This is a genomic window from Proteus sp. G2618 (assembly GCF_009915995.1).
GTDB classification, from domain to species: Bacteria; Pseudomonadota; Gammaproteobacteria; order Enterobacterales; family Enterobacteriaceae; genus Proteus; species Proteus terrae.
In genome coordinates this window covers 1-19,160 of the sequence record NZ_JAABNI010000026.1, presented here as the reverse complement: position 1 = coordinate 19,160, position 19,160 = coordinate 1, and the positions used below count along the sequence as shown (strand labels likewise).

Genomic DNA, 19,160 nt, shown 5'->3' with positions numbered 1-19,160 from the left:
TTAAAAACCATCAAACAAGCGTTCTTCAAGTTGTTCTACTTGCTCTTTTAATTTCGCGAGAAAACGTAATTTTCTCACATTATCTGCAGCAACATCCCAAGTTTGATCCTCTAGCGTTTTAACCATTTCATCATGGCGTACTATGTACATTTTTTCTAAACGCGCAGAAAAGTCGGTTAACAAACTTTCGGCTTCAGCACTATGTTCGATGTTATCCAGCTCTTCACGTAATGTGAGTTGCTCCATTAAAAAAGCAGTATCGTGCATCGTTTGTTGCTCATTAGCAATATCGATACCGTGTAATGAGAGCATGTATTCAGCTCTTGAGAGTGGATTTTTTAAGGTCTGATAAGCCTGATTGATGGTTGAAGCAAGCGAGATTGCTTGAGCCTGTTCTTTTTCAGACTGACCTGCAAAACGATCTGGGTGATATTGACGCTGCATATCTTGATAACGTGTAGCAAGTTGCTGTTTATCAATATCGAAACGATTAGGCATGCCTAATAGTGTGAAATAGTCCATACATCTACTCTTGGATTAATTAACGTTAATACTGTGTTTTAACACAAATTACACAGTGAAGCTTTCACCACAACCACACTCATTCGATACATTTGGGTTGTTAAATTTAAAGCCTTCGTTTAATCCTTCTTTGACGAAATCAAGCTCTGTTCCATCTAAATAGACCATGCTTTTACCATCAACGATAACTTTCACACCTTTGTCTTCAAAAACAGTATCTTCGTCATTGATGACATCAGCAAACTCAAGAACATAAGCCATTCCAGAACAACCGGATGTTCTTACGCCTAAACGTAAACCTTCACCTTTTCCACGGTTAGACAGGAAAGAGCGAACACGATTAGCGGCGGATTCTGTAAGGGAAATTGACATGGCACACCTCACTCATAAAGAACGAAAGCGGATACTGAAAAAAAGTTTCAGCATCCGCCAATATTTTATTTTTTTATTATAAAAGACAATTACTTGCCTTGGCGTTTGCTTTTATAGTCTGCAATCGCTGCTTTTATTGCATCTTCTGCAAGAATTGAACAGTGAATTTTCACTGGTGGTAATTCTAATTCTTCTGCAATTGCTGTGTTCTTAATAGATTCGGCTTCATCTAATGTTTTGCCTTTCATCCATTCTGTTACCAGTGAACTTGATGCAATTGCGGAACCACAACCATAAGTTTTAAAACGCGCATCTTCAATTACGCCATTATCGTCAACTTTGATTTGCAGTTTCATAACGTCACCACAAGCAGGTGCGCCAACCATACCACTCCCTACAGTAGGGTCATTATTATCAAATGATCCCACATTACGAGGGTTTTCATAATGATCAATTACTTTATCGCTATAAGCCATGATTTAACTCCTGAAAACGTCTGATTAATGGTGAGACCATTCGATACTGTTGATATCAACACCTTGTTTATGCATATCCCAAAGTGGAGAAAGATCACGTAAGCGACCAATCGCACTGTGTATTTGTTCAATTGCATAATCTATTTCTTCTTCTGTGGTGAAACGACCCAGTGAGAAGCGAATAGAACTGTGTGCAAGTTCATCAGTTAAACCTAACGCACGCAGTACATAAGAAGGTTCTAAACTTGCTGAAGTACAGGCTGAGCCTGAAGAGACAGCAAGATCTTTCAGTGCCATCATTAATGATTCACCTTCAACATAGTTGAAGCTCACATTAAGAATGTTTGGCGCAGTGTGTTCTAAAGAACCGTTGATATAAACTTCTTCGATATCTTTAATGCCATTCCATAAACGTAAACGTAGTTCGTTTAAGCGTTTAGTTTCATCAGCCATTTCTTCTTTCAAAATACGGTAAGCTTCGCCCATGCCCACAATTTGGTGAACGGCTAATGTGCCTGAACGCATACCACGCTCATGTCCGCCACCATGCATTTGTGCTTCTAAACGAATACGTGGTTTACGACGAACATAAAGTGCACCGATACCCATAGGACCGTAAACTTTATGTGCAGAAAGAGAAAGTAAATCAACTTTTAACTTAGAAAGATCAATCGGTAATTTACCAACACTTTGTGTTGCGTCTACGTGGTAAATAATACCTTTGCTACGGCATAATTCACCGATAGCAGCAATATCTTGTACAACACCAATTTCGTTATTTACATGCATGATAGAAACTAAAATAGTATCTTCACGCATCGCTTCTTCAAGCTCTTTCAGGTCAATCAGACCATCACTTTTTGGTGCTAAATAAGTGACTTCAAAACCTTCACGCTCAAGTTGACGACAAGTGTCTAAAATGGCTTTATGTTCGGTTTTAGAAGTGATGATGTGCTTACCTTTTTTCTGGTAAAAGTTAGCAACACCTTTTAGTGCGAGGTTATCAGCTTCAGTCGCGCCTGATGTGAATACGATTTCACGAGGATCTGCACCGATTAAATCAGCGATCTGATTACGTGCAATATCAATAGCTTCTTCTGCTTGCCAACCAAAACGGTGTGAACGAGAGGCTGGGTTACCAAAAATGCCATCAATAGTCAGGCATTGCATCATTTTTTCAGCAACTCGTGGATCAACAGGAGTGGTTGCTGAATAATCTAGATAAATGGGTAATTTCATTGCTCACTAACTCCAAAGACGACGGATCTTCTTTAATAATTTTGTTTTTGCCTACCTAGAGAGCGCCGTTAAACTCGCATATTAACAATGGTTTCTTGTAAACGGCCATTGATAGCATGGCGTTTTTCATTGTCTTGACGATCGGCGACATCCATAACCTCTTCGTTATTAACTAACTCTTCAAGGCTGATACTGCTTAGGAAACTGGTTATACGATCACTTAAATCACGCCACAAAGTATGAGTCAGGCAACGATCGCCACCTTGACAACCTTCTTTGTTACCCTGACAACGGGTAGCATCGACAGATTCATCAACCGCAGAAATAACTTGAGCAACAAAAATTTGCCCTGCATCACGGCCTAATAAATAACCGCCTCCAGGACCACGAACACTTGCGACTAATTCATTTTTGCGCAAACGTGAGAAAAGCTGCTCAAGATAAGAAAGGGAAATCCCTTGACGCTCTGAAATATCAGCGAGGGGGACAGGGCCTTGCTGTGAATGCAATGCAACATCAAGCATTGCAGTAACTGCGTAACGCCCTTTTGATGTCAGTCTCATAACAAATACTCCGTGGTGAACAATAATCAAATTGTGTCATTCCCGAGTAATTTAGTCAACTATTTATCCGAGTGTTTTAGTCAAGTATTATACTCAGCCAAAAGTTGACTTAAGTTAATCAACTTTGCCCTCTATTTCTTAGCCCATTTCTCAACTGACGTTAGGATACCACGTAAGATATGAAGCTCTTGTGTTTCTGGACGTGCACGCGTAAATAGACGGCGTAAACGGCTCATCACTTGTCCCGGATGTTTAGGACGAATAAAGCCAGATTCATTAAGCACCTGCTCTAAGTGAACGTAAAAACGTTCTATATCGTCTGCTGGTGGATAATCAATCTCTGATGGGCTATTTTCCTCTTGTTTTTCTTCTTGGGCAAGTGCTGCCATACGAATTTCATAACTAACAAGCTGAACTGCCATTGCTAAATTTAAAGAACCATATTCTGGATTAGTCGGAACATATAGATGAAAATCACATTTTTGTAATTCTTCATTGGTTAAGCCCGTGCGCTCGCGACCAAAAATAACAGCAACAGGCTTATTTTTAGCTTCCATAACACAACGTTCACCACATTCACGAGGTGCAAGCATTGGCCAAGAAAGTGTACGGCTACGGGCACTTGTTCCTATGACTAAACCACAGCCTTCAATCGCTTCATCGATACTATTAACAATATGTGCATTGCCAATAACATCACTTGCACCTGCAGATAGGGCAATAGAATGTGAATCTGGTTTTTCTTTTGGATTAACAAAATAAAGATTGGTTAATCCCATGGTTTTCATAGCACGAGCTGTAGAGCCCATATTGCCTGTATGCGAGGTTTCTACAAGGATGATGCGAATATTTTCTAACATTGATTTCTTGTTAATTGCTTTGTGATCCATCTATTTTATCACAATTGTAGCCAGAAACACGAATGCCTGTTATACTCTCGCACGTTTTTTATCCCCGTTCTTTAACATCTTGTGGAAGATAACCATGCATCCGATGCTGAATATTGCCATACGTGCCGCACGTAAGGCTGGTAATTTAATCGCCAAAAATTACGAAAACCCTGAATCTGTAGAAACTAATCAGAAAGGTACCAATGATTTTGTCACTAACGTTGACCGTGACGCGGAACAAGCAATCATTGAAATCATCCGTAAATCTTATCCAAAACACACCATCATTACGGAAGAAAGTGGCGAGTTACTCGGTGAAGATCACGACATACAATGGGTTATTGATCCACTTGATGGCACTACTAACTTCATCAAACGTCTTCCACACTTCTCTGTTTCTATTGCTGTACGCATTAAAGGCCGTACTGAAGTGGCTGTTGTTTACGATCCTATGCGTAACGAATTATTCTCAGCTGTTCGTGGTCAAGGTGCGCAGTTAAATGGTTATCGTCTACGTGGCTCTAACGCTCGCGATTTAGATAGTGCTGTTCTTGCGACTGGTTTCCCATTCAAAAGTAAGCAACATTCAGCCGCTTACATGAATATGTTAGGCAAACTGTTTGTACCTTGTGCTGATTTCCGTCGCACAGGTTCAGCGGCTTTAGATTTAGCTTATGTTGCAGCAGGCCGTGTTGATGGTTTCTTTGAGATTGGCTTAAAACCTTGGGATTTCTTAGGTGGCGAATTAATCGCTCGTGAAGCAGGTGCTATCGTTTCTGACTTTACTGGTAATCATGGCTACCTACAAACAGGTAATATCGTTGCAGGTAACCCACGCGTTGTCAGAGCACTATTAGCTGAAATTCGTAGTGAATTGACAGACGCATTAAAACGTTAATTTCGTTGATACGAATAAAAAATATAAGAGAAAAAGACCATAATATTATGGTCTTTTTTATTGCCTACTGATTTATCGTTAATAGTGCATTTACTGATAATTGGCTAATTTCTTGGGCTATTTTATCTAATAATTGCGATGTCATTTCTTGTTTATCAATACGTAATAAAAATGCTTTTCTTGCGATCACAAACCCAAGTATTTGCCCAATAACTGCATGAGCACGAATAGTAGTAGTTAATGTATCACTCTTTTTATCGATTAATTCGATGAGATGAGAGAGCCGCAAATGAAAAGGCTCAATTAAGTTATGATAAATCAACTCATAATTTTCAGTCGGTTCCAATTGCTCACGTAAAATCAACTGACTGTAATAATGACGTTCAGGTGCTAATAAAGCGCGCGTTAATCCCGTGACTAATAAAGAGATCAGAGAAGCAAGTAATTCACGATCTAACTTATTTTCTTTTAATAAAAACTGAAGCTTATTATCAAATTGGTCAAAATGAATTTCTGACGCTAATTCTGTCGCAATATATTGAATAACGGCGGTATAAACGCCTAGTTTTCCACCAAAATGATAAGGAATTGCTGATTGATTAACACCAGCATCCTGCGCAAGTTGTCTCGTTCTCAACCCACTAATTCCATGTAGTGCAAAAAGCTTAATACCTTCTTGTACTAACTTTTCTTGAGTCTGTTCTGTACTTATCGCGGTTTTACTGGTGTTTTTCATTATTTATTAACTATTTATTATTAGGCTTATAAATCAGCCCGCATTAATTGTGTTGAGTTTGAATTTAACTCAATCCCTTTACTTTTACCAACTACAACCGTACCACCTAAGTTACATAAGTGATGACCAAAGCCACAGTTAGGCTCAAACGCAAACGTCATACCTTCTTGTAATACAAGCTCTCGACCTGGATTTGGTAATCGTTCAATTTGTTTATAACGACTCGCCAATGGTAATGATTCGATACCCGGAGCAGTACCAAAACCAATAGGTCCATAAGGATTGATGCTATGGATAAGTGGATGCACATGCCATCCTCCTGATTGTAATAATGGTTTTTCCATTAAATCAACCACTTCACCAAAAGTAACGCCCGCTTTTAAATGCTCAACACCTATTTCATAACATTCTCGAGCAACCAAAGCGGCTTTTTCTAAATTCTCATGAATTTTACCCACTGCAACAGCGGCTTGGTGTTGTGTTTCATACATTCCATATAAAGCGAAAATTTCTGATAATACAATGTCGCCCATTTGAATTTCACGTGGTGCTTGTGAGCGATATTGCCAAGCTGGAGGACCCCAACCGATATATTCAGAGCCTGATCCCATTAGAATTTCAGCCGTAAACCCACCTCTGGATAAGCAAGTTGCAGTAATAGCTGCCGCAAGATCGGCTTCTGTCGCCCCTGGTCTGGTTGTGACGCGCATTGCTTCACTCATTGCTTCACCAATAGCAGCAGCATATCTTACATATGTCAGTTCTTCTTCACTTTTAACGGATGCACGTTTAAAGAAATCACGATAAACACAGCTAAATTTCGCATAAGGGAATGCATCCTTAATACCGTTTAGAGTATTAAATGGCATTGCACCATCAAAATAGAATGGAGGATAAGGCTCTAAGCCAATAACACCAATATGTGCATTTTGTTGCACCCCCATTTCTTTCAGTAATTGAGCAATATTACGCCCTGTTTTTCCTACAACAAGATTGTTTTCATCAATCCACTGTAAATCACCACGTAGTTTTGCCTGCATGTGATCAGCGATCATCATTGGTGCAAAAGTGACTATCAATGGTTTTTTATCTTCATGAAAAATAACAACCGACCCTAGTCGGTCATTTGTAAAATAGTGGTCAATACAAAATGGCGCTGGTGCGGCGGATTCTCTATCACCATAGACAATCAATGTATCTAACTGATTATCTTTCATAATATCTCTAGCTAACTGCCAGCGTCTGTCTCTTTCTTGTAAAGAAAAACTGGCTGGGATCACCGATTTATTGCTCATAATAATACCTTTTCCATATTCATTCATTTGAATGAATTAAATCTAAACCTAATATTTAGAATGGTCAATTATTTGCTTGATCAAAAAATGCGCATTTTAAAGGAGAAAAGAAAAAGATCTGTAATATCAAAGAACATTACAGATCTTAATTTTTATGAAATAGAGGAATTAGGTATTTTGAGGTTGTACTCTTGGTCTAATAAACATAGCAGGGATCGTTAATGCTGCCATTAACCAGAAGATCAACGACTCTTGATTAGGAAGTTTTTCATACAACCAACCAGAGACAATAGTCATGATCGCAATACTTCCGCCCATCGCTAAAGCCGAATATACCGCTTGTAGACGAATAATTTCGTGCTCTTGACGTGCGCTAATAAAGCGCATTGCCGCTAAATGGCACACCGTAAACGTACCACTATGTAAGATTTGAACAACAATAAGCGCGGGTAATGCGGTAAAACTCCCCATTAATCCCCAACGTAGAAGCCCAGCAAAAGCGGAAAGTAAGAGCAGATTTCTTGCGCTCCAGCGACGGAATAAGCGGTGGCTCAACATAAAAACAACCACCTCTGAAACCACACCTAATGACCAAAGATAGCCGATTGTTGCGGTGTCATACCCTGCTTTTTCCCAATAAAGTGCACTAAAACCATAATAAGCAGCGTGCGCACCTTGCAGTAAAGAGACACACAACAGAAAACGCCAAACTGGTCCATCTGAAATGAGTTTCATAAAGGATACATTGCTGTGTTCTGCTTTTTTTACTTTACCCTGTGGCATAACTTTAGGGCGGAGCATAGATGTTAGAAATAGTGCAAAAGTACTGGCAATCAATCCATAAAGAATAATGGGATGCCCAAAAACATCAATTAAAACACCTAGCAATGATGAGCTAATAATAAAAGCAATTGAGCCCCAAACGCGGATTTTCCCATAGTCTAAAGGAAACTGTTTTTGCCACGTTCCAGCTAGAGAATCCCCTAAAGGCACCATCGGTGAAAAGAAAACGTTAAATCCTGTCATCACAAAGAATAACCATGCCCAATGGCTACCCATCATAAATGCAACAGTAAAAAGTAATGAGAGAAAAGCAAACAACCTCAATGCAGTGATAAGTTTTGACGGATCCTTTACCGCAGGCGTTAAAATTAGGCTACCAACAAAACGTGCGGTTAAACCTACACCTAATAACAGACCTATCATTGCCGGATCGACGCCCTCTCCTTTTAGCCATATGGACCAAAAGGGTAAAAAGATGCCGTATGAAAAGAAATAGGTAAAATAATCTAAGGCAAGCCACAATGTTGATGGAATAACCATCCAATCCCCCATTTTTAAGATGCAAAAAAACCCGCCAAGAACAAGTTCTCGAAGCGGGCTTGTACAACGGGTTTTATTATATCGTTACAAACTTATGCGTAAACTGGAAATTTAGCGCAGATATCCAAGACTTTTTGTTTCACTTTCTCAATGTTCGCTTCATCATTGATATTATCAAGGACATCACACATCCAACCGGCTAATTCACGAGCTTCCGCTTCTTTAAAACCACGACGTGTAATCGCTGGAGAACCGATACGAACCCCAGAAGTTACAAATGGGCTACGTGGATCATTTGGTACGCTGTTTTTGTTAACAGTGATATTTGCACGACCCAGTGCAGCATCTGCATCTTTACCTGTAATATCTTTATCAACTAAATCTAATAAAAACAGGTGGTTTTCAGTTCCGCCAGACACTACTTTATAACCGCGATCTAAGAAAACTTCTACCATTGCTTTCGAGTTTTTAGCAACTTGTTGCTGATAAACTTTAAATCCTGGCTCCATAGCTTCTTTTAATGCAACCGCTTTACCTGCAATAACATGCATTAAAGGGCCACCTTGAGAGCCTGGGAATACAGCAGAGTTCAGTTTTTTATAAAACTCTTCATCGCCACCTTTAGCAAGGATAAGACCACCTCGTGGACCTGCTAAGGTTTTATGGGTTGTTGTTGTAACAACATGTGCATGAGGAACAGGGTTAGGATAAACACCTGCTGCAACCATACCCGCAACGTGTGCCATATCAACAAATAAGAATGCACCAATACTGTCTGCGATTTCGCGCATTTTAGCCCAGTCAACCATACCAGAATAAGCAGAGAATCCGCCAATGATCATTTTTGGTTGATGTTTTTTAGCTTGAATAGCGATGTCTTCGTAATCAATTTTACCTGATTCATCAATACCGTAAGGTACGATATTATACAGTTTACCAGAGAAGTTAACTGGTGAACCATGAGTTAAGTGACCACCTTGTGCTAAGTTCATACCTAAAACGGTATCACCTGGTTTTAACAATGCCATATAGACAGCCGCATTCGCTTGAGAGCCTGAGTGAGGCTGTACGTTAGCGTAATCTGCACCAAATAATTCTTTTGCACGATCGATAGCCAGTTGCTCTACAACATCCACATACTCACAACCGCCATAGTAACGTTTACCCGGATAGCCTTCAGCATATTTATTTGTCAGCTGAGATCCCTGCGCCTGCATAACACGAGGACTGGTATAGTTTTCAGAAGCAATAAGTTCGATGTGCTCTTCTTGACGAGTCACTTCACCTTCCATTGCATTCCATAATTCTGGATCGTAATCAGCAATATTCATTTCACGTTTTAACATTCACATCTCCTGACTCAGCTAACTTCACTAAAGACAAACTCCCATGCGGGAGAAAGAATGGCATACAGTGTAAACTCTTTTTCTTCATTGAGATAGCCCCTAATGAAAAAATACGCAATCGTTTGCCATCCAACTATAACAGCATATTATTACTTTTTAACAACCTCATTTTATCCTGTGCTTATTTCCCTTTTTGAGGCACATCTCGCCTTATTTTGCAAACACCCCGCATCATTCGCTAAGAATTGAGATTTTTTGTTAAAAAATAAAATCAGGGATTTACAAAATAATCAAAAAGAGATAAGTTGCATATAAAATACAATTTATAAAAATTCACAATAAACTGAAAATTTTTCAGGAGCAATTATGTTAGATGCACAAACTATCGCGACAATTAAATCGACCATTCCCCTCATTGCTAAAACAGGCCCTGCATTAACCGCCCACTTTTATGACCGAATGTTCTCTCGCCATCCAGAATTAAAAGATATTTTCACCATGAGCCATCAAAGCAGTGGTGCACAACGCGAAGCCCTATTTAATGCGATTTGCGCTTATGCGACGAATATTGAAAACTTAGCCACTATATTGCCTGCCGTTGAGAAAATTGCACAAAAACATGTCAGTTTAAATATTCTTCCTGAGCACTATCCCATCGTTGGTGAAAATTTATTAGCAACAATTGATGAGATGTTTAGTCCTGGGCAAGAAGTATTAGATGCTTGGGGTGCCGCTTATCAAGTATTGGCAGATGTCTTTATCAATCGTGAAGAGCAAATTTATCAGCAAAAAGAACAAACAAACGGGGGTTGGAGAGGATTACGGAACTTTAAAGTTAAACATAAAATAAAACAAAGTGATGTCATTACCAGTTTTGAATTAGAGCCTGAAGATGGACTCGCTGTTACTCCTTATCGATCCGGCCAATATTTAAGCCTTTATATCCGTCATGAGCGTCTTGAAAATCAAGAAATACGTCAATATTCATTAACTCAATCCTCAAATAATAAAACCTATCGCATTGCAGTAAAACGCGAAGAGAAAGGTATTTTATCGAATTTTCTTCATGACCATATTCAAGAAGGTGATACTTTACAAGTTGCCGCACCAGGGGGCGATTTCTATTTAGATATATCACCAACAACACCAGTAACTTTAATTTCAGCAGGTGTGGGTTTAACACCAATGCTGTCTATGTTGCACACGCTTTCAGCTCATCAAGCTAATATTAATTGGTTACATGCGGCTGAACATGGTGGTGTCCATGCGTTTAAAGATGAAGTTAATCAAGCTGGCAATCAACTTTCACACTACCAACAAGCGATATGGTATCGCGTGCCACGCACTGAAGATGTACAAAATAAAGATTATCAATTCGAAGGCTTAATGACATTAAAACAAGTTGAAGATTGGCTAACGATTCCTGATATGCATTTCTATTTTTGTGGCCCCTTACCTTTTATGCAATCTATTGCTAAACAACTTATTGAACTAGGTATTAATAGTGAAAAACTTCATTATGAATGTTTTGGTCCTCATGCTGTTATTACACAAGACTTACAATAAAAATACCTTCATTAACGTTCAATTTTAAATTAAACAAAAAAGCGCTGATTATATTTATCAGCGCTTTTCTTGGTTATTTCACTGCCTTCTTATGATCGATATTTATTTTCAATCGCAGCAGGAATAACATGATCTTTAGCAGAAAAACCGTACCAAATAACACTAACTAAACAGAGCGTATAACCAAATAGTTCACTGCCCTCTTCCACCATATTTTTAACGGCGCGATTATAATCCTCACCCAATAATTTATGCCAAAGTATTCCCATACCAAATAGACGAGAGAACAGTAAAACACATAATAGGCCAGCAACTAACATCCCATGGCTTGGATGAGTAATAAAGTGAATTAAGCCTTTTAACGTTCTCTTACCTTCTCTAATTGCGATAGCAATACAAATAAATGTCACCGTTAGAGCAAACCAAACCCAAGAACCGTGAGCAATCTGATCAAAAACGCCATCTAACTCACGAATTAAAATACACAAGAAAAAGCCCATAATAAGCGTGAACGCTCCCCGTTGTTCACTGTTTTGACATGCTTTAATAAAAAAGAATAAGCAAATAATGGCGACGATGATTTCTTGACCTAATTCAGTTACTGACGTTTCAGAAATACCATTATCAAAAACCAAAATATCAAGAAAAATAAACCCCGTAGTGATGGCGATTAACACTGCTGCACATAAAAATAAAGCAAGACGCTTTAATAAATAATTAAACATTATTTTGCCCATACCTTAATAATTTTTTAATGTCGATGATAATAACTTTACTTAAAAGTTATTGAATAACATTTTGTGCCTTAAAATTTATAAAAAATAGTAAAATAAATTGTTAATAATCATCAATAGACTTGCATAAGATATAAATAGCATTTTAGGTAAAACATAAAAAAATTAATTATGCGCAATAAAATGAAAAAGCCCGATATTTTGATTAAAAAATATCAGGCTTTAATAAAAATAAATAATGTAACTATTTAGCTTAAGTTTGAACAATAATTAAATAGCTTCTTCGTCTTGCTCGCCAGTACGAATACGAATAACACGATTCACATCAAAAACAAAAATCTTACCGTCACCAATTTTACCTGTTTGTGCTGTTGTCATAATTGTATCTACACAGGTTTCAACAATTTCGTCAGCAACAACAATTTCAATTTTTACTTTAGGTAAAAAATCGACCATGTATTCCGCACCACGGTAAAGTTCAGTATGCCCTTTTTGACGACCAAAACCTTTTACTTCTGTTACGGTCATTCCCGTGATACCCACTTCGCCGAGTGCTTCTCTTACATCATCTAATTTAAACGGCTTAATTATCGCTTCAATTTTTTTCATCGTATTATCCTGCTATTACCAGTTGTGGCGACCAAAACCGCTTGTAATTGGGTATCTGCGATCTTTACCAAAATTACGACTTGTAATACGTGGCCCAACAGGGGCTTGACGTCGCTTGTATTCATTAATATCGACTAATTTTATCACTTTACGGACTGTCGCTTCATCAAATCCAGCCTCAACTAAATCAGATACAGATTTATCTTGCTCAACATAGCCCTCAAGGATCGCATCCAAAATATCATAAGGAGGCAAATTATCTTGGTCTGTTTGTCCCGGTGCAAGTTCTGCTGATGGCGGTCTATCAATAACGCGTTGAGGAATAGCCGGCGAAAGCGTATTACGATATTTAGAAAGCTCAAAAACCAATGTTTTAGGCACATCTTTTAGTACATCAAAACCACCAGCCATATCACCATACAATGTGGAATAACCCACAGCTGATTCGCTTTTATTGCTTGTAGTTAACACTAAACGACGGCGTTTATTCGACATTGCCATTAAAATAACAGCGCGGCAACGTGCTTGTAGATTTTCTTCTGTAGTATCTGCGGCAGTATCTTTAAACATAGGTGCAAGCTGCGCCATGAAAGCATCAAACATAGGTTCAATAGAAACCGTATCAAACTCAACACCTAATAAATCGGCTTGTTCTTTAGCGTCATGAATACTCATTTCTGAAGTATAACGAAATGGCATCATAACAGCCTGAACACTCTCTTTGCCTAAGGCATCAGCTGCGATAGCAACGGTTAACCCAGAATCAATACCACCAGATAACCCTAGAATTGCCCCTTTAAAACCGTTCTTAGTGACGTAATCACGTGTTGCAAGCACTAATGCTTGATAAACTTGTGCTAAAGGTGAAAGTTCCGGAGCAGGATCTGCCATTGGAATAATGTTTAATTCGTCGAATTCAACAATAGCAGTCTGTTCATCAAATGCAGCTAAACGATGTGTAATAGCCCCCCGTTCATCAAATACTTTTGAACAACCATCAAATACCAACTCATCCTGACCACCAATTTGGTTAAGATAGATCACTGGAAGGTGTGTTCTTTGGCAATGTTCTTTAATTAGCTGTGTACGAACATGAGGTTTTTCACGATTATAAGGTGAAGCATTAATAGATAGAACGAGATCAGCACCCGCTTGTTTTAATGCATCAATAGGTTCATTGATCCAGATATCTTCACAAATTAACAAACCTAGGTGATAACCTTTAAACGGTACCACACAACGCTCATTTCCTTGTTGGAAATAACGCTTCTCATCAAACACACCATAATTAGGTAATTGCTGTTTGAAATAACGCGCTTGTAATTCACCTTTATAGAAAAATGAAAGTGCGTTATAAATTTTGCCGTTTTGCCACCAAGGATGTCCAACAACAATCGCTATTTTTTTGCTTGCTTGTTCTAAACGCGTAAGTTGTGTTTCACAACGCTGTTGGAAATCAGGACGAAATAGCAGATCTTCAGGAGAGTAACCGCATAAAGCCAGCTCAGAAAACATGACCAGATCGGCCTCTTCTTGTGCTTTAACGGTAGATAACATGCGTTCGCAGTTACCTTCAATATCACCAACAACCCAATTAAGTTGAGCCATGGCGAGTTTTAGTTTTCGACTCATAAATATTAGTCTCTCCGCTATCTTCCGCATAAAAAGAAAGTTAGTTTAAAAATATATTCGTTATCTGCAAAGGTTATTCTTTAAAATCATTCGCATCTAGCTCATGACGAGATAACAATTTATAAAACTCAGTTCGATTGCGCCCAGCCATACGTGCAGCTTGAGTCACATTGCCTTTTGTCATTTGCAAAAGCTTTCTCAAATAGGTCATTTCAAAATGTCCTCTTGCTTCTGCAAATGTGGGCAGAGCCGTATTTTCACCTTGTAAGGCCTGTGTTACAAGCGCTTCACTAATCACAGGGGCTGTTGTTAACGCAACACATTGCTCAATAACGTTAACCAATTGACGCACATTACCCGGCCAACTTGCTGTCATTAAGCATTTCATCGCATCAGTTGAAAAGCTTCGAACAAAAGGTTTATGGCGTTTAGCAGACTCTCTCAATAAATGATTAGCAAGAATAGGAATATCTTCAGCTCTCTCACTTAATGTAGGAATACGTAAATTAACCACATTTAAACGATAGAACAGATCTTCACGAAATTCATTACGTTCCATCGCTTTAGGTAAATCACGATGTGTTGCAGAAAGGATACGTACATCAATATCAATATCGCGATTACTGCCTAATGGGCGAACTTTTCGCTCTTGTAAAACACGCAATAATTTAACTTGCAATGCCATTGGCATGTCGCCAATTTCATCTAAAAATAGTGTGCCACCTTCGGCTGCCTGAAATAATCCTTCACGACTACTCACTGCTCCTGTAAAAGCACCTTTCGCATGACCAAATAGTTCAGATTCTAAAAGTTGCTCAGGTAAGGCACCACAGTTAATGGCAATAAAGGGTTTTTTCGCCCTAGGGCTTGCGCGATGAATGGCTTGAGCAAGGACTTCTTTACCTGTACCACTTTGACCATTAATAAGCACGCTGACATCAGATTGAGCAACTAGCTTTGCTTGCTCTAATAAACGTAGCATTTGTGGGCTACGTGTCACGATATCTTTTGACCACTCTTCATCTGAAACAATAGTTACAAGTTCCAGCGCTTCATCAATCGCTTTATAAAGTGCGTCTCTATCAACAGGTTTAGTTAAGAAGCTAAATACACCTTGCTGCGTTGCAGCCACGGCATCAGGAATAGAGCCATGTGCTGTGAGAATGATCACCGGCATACCGGGCTGTTGGCGTTGTATCTCAGCAAACAGCGCCATACCGTCCATTTCATCCATTCGGAGATCACTGATAACAAGGTCTATTTTTTCTTTTAAGAGAAGTTTTAGTGCTTCTTGTCCACTTTCAGCAGTGAAGATATGGAAACCTTCACTTGTTAATCGCATACCAAGTAATTTTAATAACCCAGGATCGTCATCGACAAGTAAAAGATTTGCTGATTTATGGCCAGCCATGCACATTCTCCTTATTTAGATCCTGCTTCAGTCGGTTTTGAGCTTTGTGTGTCAGTGTTAGTTTTGACTGGCTCTGGTTTTATCGCCTCGGATTTCGTAGATTCTGGTTTTGAAGGCTCTGGTTTAACCGCTGTCGCAGAAGGTTGTTTTTCCTCACCCTTTGGCTTCTCTGTTATCGATTGCGTCGAAACAGGTTTTTCAACAATTGGTTTTTCAGTAATAGTTTTTTCGGTAACAGGTTTATTTGCATTCACTTTTTCTGTTTCCGCAGATGCTGCTGTTGCACTTTCCGCTAAATCTTCATTTTGCGATAGCGAATCAACAGAGCCACTCTGTTTTCTATTCGATAACTGCCGTTCAATTTGGGTAAGGCTTTCAAGCTTTTTCAGTGTAATACTTAGTTCATGCTGTAATGCATTATTCTCTTTTCTTAGCGCATCAATTTTATTATCTGTTTCTGTAGTTAAACGACGATAACGATTCTTTTCTTCCGCTAAAGAGAGAATGAGCGTTTGGTTCTCAATCCATGTCGATAATAGAACTCGCACAGAACTCGGAAATTGTAATTTATAGCTTTCTAATAACACTAATTGTGTTCGACGATCGGCAATCGTCATTCCAGCACGCTCTAATAAAATACTTTTATAAAATGCATCATCCCACCCAGTAACAACAACACTGTTTGCTTGGCGTTGTGCTTCCGTCGTCATTATGCGGTTTGTACATTCAATGGCTCGTAACCAATAAAGTGCGTTATTGATGCCTTCATCATAAAATGAGCTTAATGTTTTACATTCAGCCCAACGATAATCAATCGTTTTTTGTTTAACAACGGGGATTTCTGGCTCTGGATCTTGTGCCTCCGTTAGCGACTTTGGTGTACACCCAGAAAGGACCAGTGGAAACATAATAAACAAGAAACACTGCTTCCAATTTAATGCGATTTTTCTAGCTGATGCAGGGGCCATAGATAACAATTCAATACCAAGCATCTTCTTATTTATTTTTTTATACTCATGATGAGGAGATGCTTGTTTTTGTGACCTGATATGCATTATTTAATCTCAGAAAGTAGCGGTAATTCAATACGAAAACAGACATCGGCATAGTCAGAAGGAACAACACTTAATTCACCTTCCATTCTCTTGATGCAGTCATGAGCAATACTTAAACCTAAACCACTTCCTTTTACAGCTCCTTTGCGTAGCAAAGACCCTTGGAAAAAGGGTTCAAAAATCATTTTTTGTTCAGATTCAGGAATAGGTGTTCCTTTATTGGCTATATCAATAACTATTTTCTGTTCAACTTGATAACTGGAGATCCAGATATTACCTGATTCAGCACCATAGTGCACCGCATTCGAGTAGAGATTGTCGATAACTCGTGATAATAATGTTGCTTCTGCTCGACAAGTGGTTAGATTAAGCGAAATTATCGTTTTAATATCTTTAGCTCTCGCAGGTAAACTGTGGGCTAACACCACATCATTCACTAATTGAGTCAAATTAATCTCTTCGATTTGTTGAGGAACTTCAGATAGTTTACGATTATAATCAAGTAGTTGTTCAATTAATAACTGTAACTGCTTACTGCTATTATCGAGAATTGAAACGACTTCTTTTTGATCAAGAGTTAAAGGGCCCGCAACTTCATCAGCTAATAATTCCGTACCTTCTCGCATACTGGCTAACGGTGTTTTCAACTCATGAGAAATATGACGCAAAAATTCATGACGTTGCGATTCAAGCCATGCTAAACGCTCACTTAACCAAATAATACGTTGTGCTAATGAACGTAGTTCTCGTGGCCCTTGGAAAGTATCTAAATTATTACTAAGTGTTCGACCTTCACCTAATCGATTAATCATCTTTTCGATCCCTTTAACAGGGCCAATAATCATTCGAGTAAATAACGCAATGAGGATCAGGCTAAAAACAAAAACGATAAGACTTTGCCAACCGAAATAGCGCCCTTTCTCAGCGATTGCCATCTGGAGTTGTTCGCCACGGCTAAAAATAATCTCTTTAGTTAATACAACAATACGGTTATTGGCATAAGAGAACTGTTCTAGGGCTTGTTGCATCTCTTTTGTTGGTTCGCTACTTTCGCATTGAATGGATTTTAATTTTTCAAGAGAAGTATTAAGCACATTCGCTTCTTTAGAGGCAGAAAGAGAAATAATGGTTTGTTGTAATGTCGAGAAGAGTTTGGTGTATTGCTGGTAGCGTTGCTGATACATATCATCATCGGTTTTATCCCGTAAAACACAATATCGACGATAGTTTCCTTCCATTTCAATCGCTAGATTTCGCATCACTTCACTACGTTCAGTATCTGCAAGTGCATTTTTATTAGTAATAGCCGCCTGATTACTTAGTTGATCAAGACTTTGATAAGCCTGATAAGCAAGTACAAGCAAAGGTAATAGCACCATCCAAAATGCCATTATCACGAGCTGTCTTAAAGAACGAGGGAAAATACGCCACTTTTTCAATGAAATCATCTCAACACCTATTAGAGTAATGCGATGCTACATGACTTGATAACAAGAAAAAAGTCCGACATTGGGAAAATCAGGCATAGAGAACAAACACAGACGAGGAAATTTGACAGGCTCTAGAAGTGGGAGAGCGGAATATCTTATTGAGATATTCCGCTCGTCAATATTTCATCTCTTTTTTCTCTAAAAGAGAATGAAGGTGGTGCCTCACTCCACGTGTCGCCCTGTGTTTGATAAGGTCCGAAGACGAGTATCATGATGTTGGACGGTAGGCACCTTACTCTGGCGTCATTCCTGGCTTATGTGGTATGTTCCCACCCATATTGTGGACCGACATAAAAAGTTGAATGAGCAACTGATTTATATAATGCACAAGGCGTGCCAACTTTTAAAAAACAAATCTAACAAATTGAAAAATAACAAAAAATAAAAACACACATCTAATATTTTATTTATAGCTCTTTTTTATCTAGTTATAAAACAACCAAGCTGTCTCCATATCCAGACAGAGTTACCCTAAATTTAATAATTACTTATATTTCAATTAATTAAATGTCGCCAAAAAGAGACACCAAAAACAATAGGTGTCGTCTTTTTTACACAACAAAAAATAATTCTTTTATTATCAATCATAACCACCCGTAAAACGGGTGGTTTGCTCTTGCCCTATAAGGGCTTGTTACCGACTGCGCCTAAATGACGCTGCTTTCTCTTCGTTCAAGCTCAGTGTCTTTGCTACTTTGGCTTACCCCTTGAAGGGGTTTTCATATTCTTTATTGCTCAATTTATCCGAGATTAAATTCGACTTTTCTTGCTCTCTGATATACTTTTGAATTGTGGCTTCATTGAGTCCAACTGTTGTGACATAGAACCCTTCCGCCCAAAACTTTCTGTTGCCAAATTTATATTTGAGATTGGCATGTCTATCAAAGATCATCAACGAACTTTTATCTTTCAAATATCCCATGAAGCTTGATACGCATATCTTCGGTGGAATACTCACTAACATATGAACATGATCTGGCATAAGGTGCCCTTCGATTATTTC

General features: G+C 38.6%; 19 protein-coding genes. 2 read left to right on the top strand and 17 right to left on the bottom strand.

Annotated elements, in window-relative coordinates; genetic code table 11:
• The 6 genes from hscB to trmJ form a co-directional block, all read right to left on the bottom strand.
• Complete coding sequence (hscB, locus tag GWJ01_RS16630) at positions 1 to 522, bottom strand: co-chaperone HscB (protein ID WP_109392991.1); 522 nt, start codon at positions 520 to 522, stop codon at positions 1 to 3.
• A gap of 48 nt (positions 523 to 570) precedes the next feature.
• A complete protein-coding gene (gene iscA, locus GWJ01_RS16625) occupies positions 571 to 894 on the bottom strand; it encodes an iron-sulfur cluster assembly protein IscA (RefSeq protein ID WP_006533446.1) in 324 nt (107 codons plus the stop codon).
• Positions 895 to 983: 89 nt separating this feature from the next.
• Positions 984 to 1,370 (bottom strand): Fe-S cluster assembly scaffold IscU, encoded by a 387-nt coding sequence (iscU, locus tag GWJ01_RS16620; protein ID WP_023581622.1) that lies wholly within the window; start codon positions 1,368 to 1,370, stop codon positions 984 to 986.
• 24 nt (positions 1,371 to 1,394) lie between these two features.
• A complete protein-coding gene (locus tag GWJ01_RS16615) occupies positions 1,395 to 2,609 on the bottom strand; it encodes an IscS subfamily cysteine desulfurase (protein WP_072063243.1) in 1,215 nt (404 codons plus the stop codon).
• Positions 2,610 to 2,677: 68 nt separating this feature from the next.
• Positions 2,678 to 3,172, bottom strand: a complete 495-nt coding sequence (gene iscR / locus GWJ01_RS16610; protein ID WP_006533450.1) for a Fe-S cluster assembly transcriptional regulator IscR — start codon at positions 3,170 to 3,172, stop codon at positions 2,678 to 2,680.
• 131 nt (positions 3,173 to 3,303) lie between these two features.
• Positions 3,304 to 4,032: a tRNA (cytosine(32)/uridine(32)-2'-O)-methyltransferase TrmJ gene (gene trmJ, locus GWJ01_RS16605; protein ID WP_088495051.1), complete on the bottom strand. Its 729-nt coding sequence runs from the start codon at positions 4,030 to 4,032 to the stop codon at positions 3,304 to 3,306.
• 124 nt (positions 4,033 to 4,156) lie between these two features.
• Here trmJ and suhB point away from each other — a divergent pair, with 124 nt between their 5' ends.
• Complete coding sequence (suhB, locus tag GWJ01_RS16600; RefSeq protein ID WP_161711345.1) at positions 4,157 to 4,960, top strand: inositol-1-monophosphatase; 804 nt, start codon at positions 4,157 to 4,159, stop codon at positions 4,958 to 4,960.
• A 64-nt stretch (positions 4,961 to 5,024) separates the two neighbouring features.
• Here suhB and GWJ01_RS16595 read toward each other — a convergent pair whose 3' ends face one another.
• The 4 genes from GWJ01_RS16595 to glyA all read right to left on the bottom strand — a co-directional run bounded on the left by GWJ01_RS16595 (position 5,025) and on the right by glyA (position 9,660).
• Complete coding sequence (locus GWJ01_RS16595; RefSeq protein ID WP_161711344.1) at positions 5,025 to 5,696, bottom strand: CerR family C-terminal domain-containing protein; 672 nt, start codon at positions 5,694 to 5,696, stop codon at positions 5,025 to 5,027.
• Between the two features lie 26 nt (positions 5,697 to 5,722).
• Positions 5,723 to 6,991, bottom strand: coding sequence for a M24 family metallopeptidase (locus GWJ01_RS16590; protein WP_109401904.1), 1,269 nt, complete (start codon positions 6,989 to 6,991; stop codon positions 5,723 to 5,725).
• Positions 6,992 to 7,159: 168 nt separating this feature from the next.
• Positions 7,160 to 8,314 carry a 3-phenylpropionate MFS transporter gene (locus tag GWJ01_RS16585; RefSeq protein ID WP_167394832.1) on the bottom strand — a complete coding sequence of 385 codons (1,155 nt, stop codon included), beginning with the start codon at positions 8,312 to 8,314 and terminating at the stop codon, positions 7,160 to 7,162.
• Between the two features lie 92 nt (positions 8,315 to 8,406).
• On the bottom strand, positions 8,407 to 9,660 hold the full coding sequence (glyA, locus tag GWJ01_RS16580; RefSeq protein ID WP_109392988.1) for a serine hydroxymethyltransferase: 1,254 nt from the start codon (positions 9,658 to 9,660) through the stop codon (positions 8,407 to 8,409).
• Positions 9,661 to 10,026: 366 nt separating this feature from the next.
• Here glyA and hmpA point away from each other — a divergent pair, with 366 nt between their 5' ends.
• Positions 10,027 to 11,226, top strand: coding sequence for an NO-inducible flavohemoprotein (gene hmpA / locus GWJ01_RS16575; RefSeq protein WP_109392987.1), 1,200 nt, complete (start codon positions 10,027 to 10,029; stop codon positions 11,224 to 11,226).
• An 89-nt stretch (positions 11,227 to 11,315) separates the two neighbouring features.
• Here hmpA and GWJ01_RS16570 read toward each other — a convergent pair whose 3' ends face one another.
• From GWJ01_RS16570 to tnpA, 7 genes are all read right to left on the bottom strand, one after another.
• Positions 11,316 to 11,963 (bottom strand): hypothetical protein, encoded by a 648-nt coding sequence (locus tag GWJ01_RS16570; RefSeq protein ID WP_109392986.1) that lies wholly within the window; start codon positions 11,961 to 11,963, stop codon positions 11,316 to 11,318.
• Between the two features lie 267 nt (positions 11,964 to 12,230).
• The gene (glnB, locus tag GWJ01_RS16565; RefSeq protein ID WP_109392985.1) at positions 12,231 to 12,569 is read right to left on the bottom strand and encodes a nitrogen regulatory protein P-II; all 339 of its coding nucleotides are present in this window, start codon (positions 12,567 to 12,569) and stop codon (positions 12,231 to 12,233) included.
• A 15-nt stretch (positions 12,570 to 12,584) separates the two neighbouring features.
• A complete protein-coding gene (locus GWJ01_RS16560) occupies positions 12,585 to 14,201 on the bottom strand; it encodes an NAD+ synthase (protein ID WP_109392984.1) in 1,617 nt (538 codons plus the stop codon).
• A 73-nt stretch (positions 14,202 to 14,274) separates the two neighbouring features.
• Positions 14,275 to 15,612 carry a two-component system response regulator GlrR gene (glrR, locus tag GWJ01_RS16555; RefSeq protein ID WP_023581612.1) on the bottom strand — a complete coding sequence of 446 codons (1,338 nt, stop codon included), beginning with the start codon at positions 15,610 to 15,612 and terminating at the stop codon, positions 14,275 to 14,277.
• An 11-nt stretch (positions 15,613 to 15,623) separates the two neighbouring features.
• The gene (gene qseG / locus GWJ01_RS16550) at positions 15,624 to 16,667 is read right to left on the bottom strand and encodes a two-component system QseEF-associated lipoprotein QseG (RefSeq protein WP_234566150.1); all 1,044 of its coding nucleotides are present in this window, start codon (positions 16,665 to 16,667) and stop codon (positions 15,624 to 15,626) included.
• Positions 16,667 to 18,115 carry a sensor histidine kinase gene (locus tag GWJ01_RS16545; protein WP_161711343.1) on the bottom strand — a complete coding sequence of 483 codons (1,449 nt, stop codon included), beginning with the start codon at positions 18,113 to 18,115 and terminating at the stop codon, positions 16,667 to 16,669. Before GWJ01_RS16545 ends, qseG begins: the two co-directional genes overlap by 1 nt.
• A gap of 742 nt (positions 18,116 to 18,857) precedes the next feature.
• The coding region (gene tnpA, locus GWJ01_RS16540; RefSeq protein ID WP_161710604.1) for an IS200/IS605 family transposase at positions 18,858 to 19,160 on the bottom strand (303 nt) is incomplete at its 5' end.

Bases quoted from the DNA above. Each gene is read 5' to 3' on its own strand.
- hscB (WP_109392991.1), bottom strand. From the start codon at position 522: ATGGACTATTTCACACTATTAGGCATGCCTAATCGTTTCGATATTGAT.
- iscA (WP_006533446.1), bottom strand. From the start codon at position 894: ATGTCAATTTCCCTTACAGAATCCGCCGCTAATCGTGTTCGCTCTTTC.
- iscU (WP_023581622.1), bottom strand. From the start codon at position 1,370: ATGGCTTATAGCGATAAAGTAATTGATCATTATGAAAACCCTCGTAAT.
- GWJ01_RS16615 (WP_072063243.1), bottom strand. From the start codon at position 2,609: ATGAAATTACCCATTTATCTAGATTATTCAGCAACCACTCCTGTTGAT.
- iscR (WP_006533450.1), bottom strand. From the start codon at position 3,172: ATGAGACTGACATCAAAAGGGCGTTACGCAGTTACTGCAATGCTTGAT.
- trmJ (WP_088495051.1), bottom strand. From the start codon at position 4,032: ATGTTAGAAAATATTCGCATCATCCTTGTAGAAACCTCGCATACAGGC.
- suhB (WP_161711345.1), top strand. From the start codon at position 4,157: ATGCATCCGATGCTGAATATTGCCATACGTGCCGCACGTAAGGCTGGT.
- GWJ01_RS16595 (WP_161711344.1), bottom strand. From the start codon at position 5,696: ATGAAAAACACCAGTAAAACCGCGATAAGTACAGAACAGACTCAAGAA.
- GWJ01_RS16590 (WP_109401904.1), bottom strand. From the start codon at position 6,991: ATGAGCAATAAATCGGTGATCCCAGCCAGTTTTTCTTTACAAGAAAGA.
- GWJ01_RS16585 (WP_167394832.1), bottom strand. From the start codon at position 8,314: ATGGTTATTCCATCAACATTGTGGCTTGCCTTAGATTATTTTACCTAT.
- glyA (WP_109392988.1), bottom strand. From the start codon at position 9,660: ATGTTAAAACGTGAAATGAATATTGCTGATTACGATCCAGAATTATGG.
- hmpA (WP_109392987.1), top strand. From the start codon at position 10,027: ATGTTAGATGCACAAACTATCGCGACAATTAAATCGACCATTCCCCTC.
- GWJ01_RS16570 (WP_109392986.1), bottom strand. From the start codon at position 11,963: ATGGGCAAAATAATGTTTAATTATTTATTAAAGCGTCTTGCTTTATTT.
- glnB (WP_109392985.1), bottom strand. From the start codon at position 12,569: ATGAAAAAAATTGAAGCGATAATTAAGCCGTTTAAATTAGATGATGTA.
- GWJ01_RS16560 (WP_109392984.1), bottom strand. From the start codon at position 14,201: ATGAGTCGAAAACTAAAACTCGCCATGGCTCAACTTAATTGGGTTGTT.
- glrR (WP_023581612.1), bottom strand. From the start codon at position 15,612: ATGGCTGGCCATAAATCAGCAAATCTTTTACTTGTCGATGACGATCCT.
- qseG (WP_234566150.1), bottom strand. From the start codon at position 16,667: ATGCATATCAGGTCACAAAAACAAGCATCTCCTCATCATGAGTATAAA.
- GWJ01_RS16545 (WP_161711343.1), bottom strand. From the start codon at position 18,115: ATGATTTCATTGAAAAAGTGGCGTATTTTCCCTCGTTCTTTAAGACAG.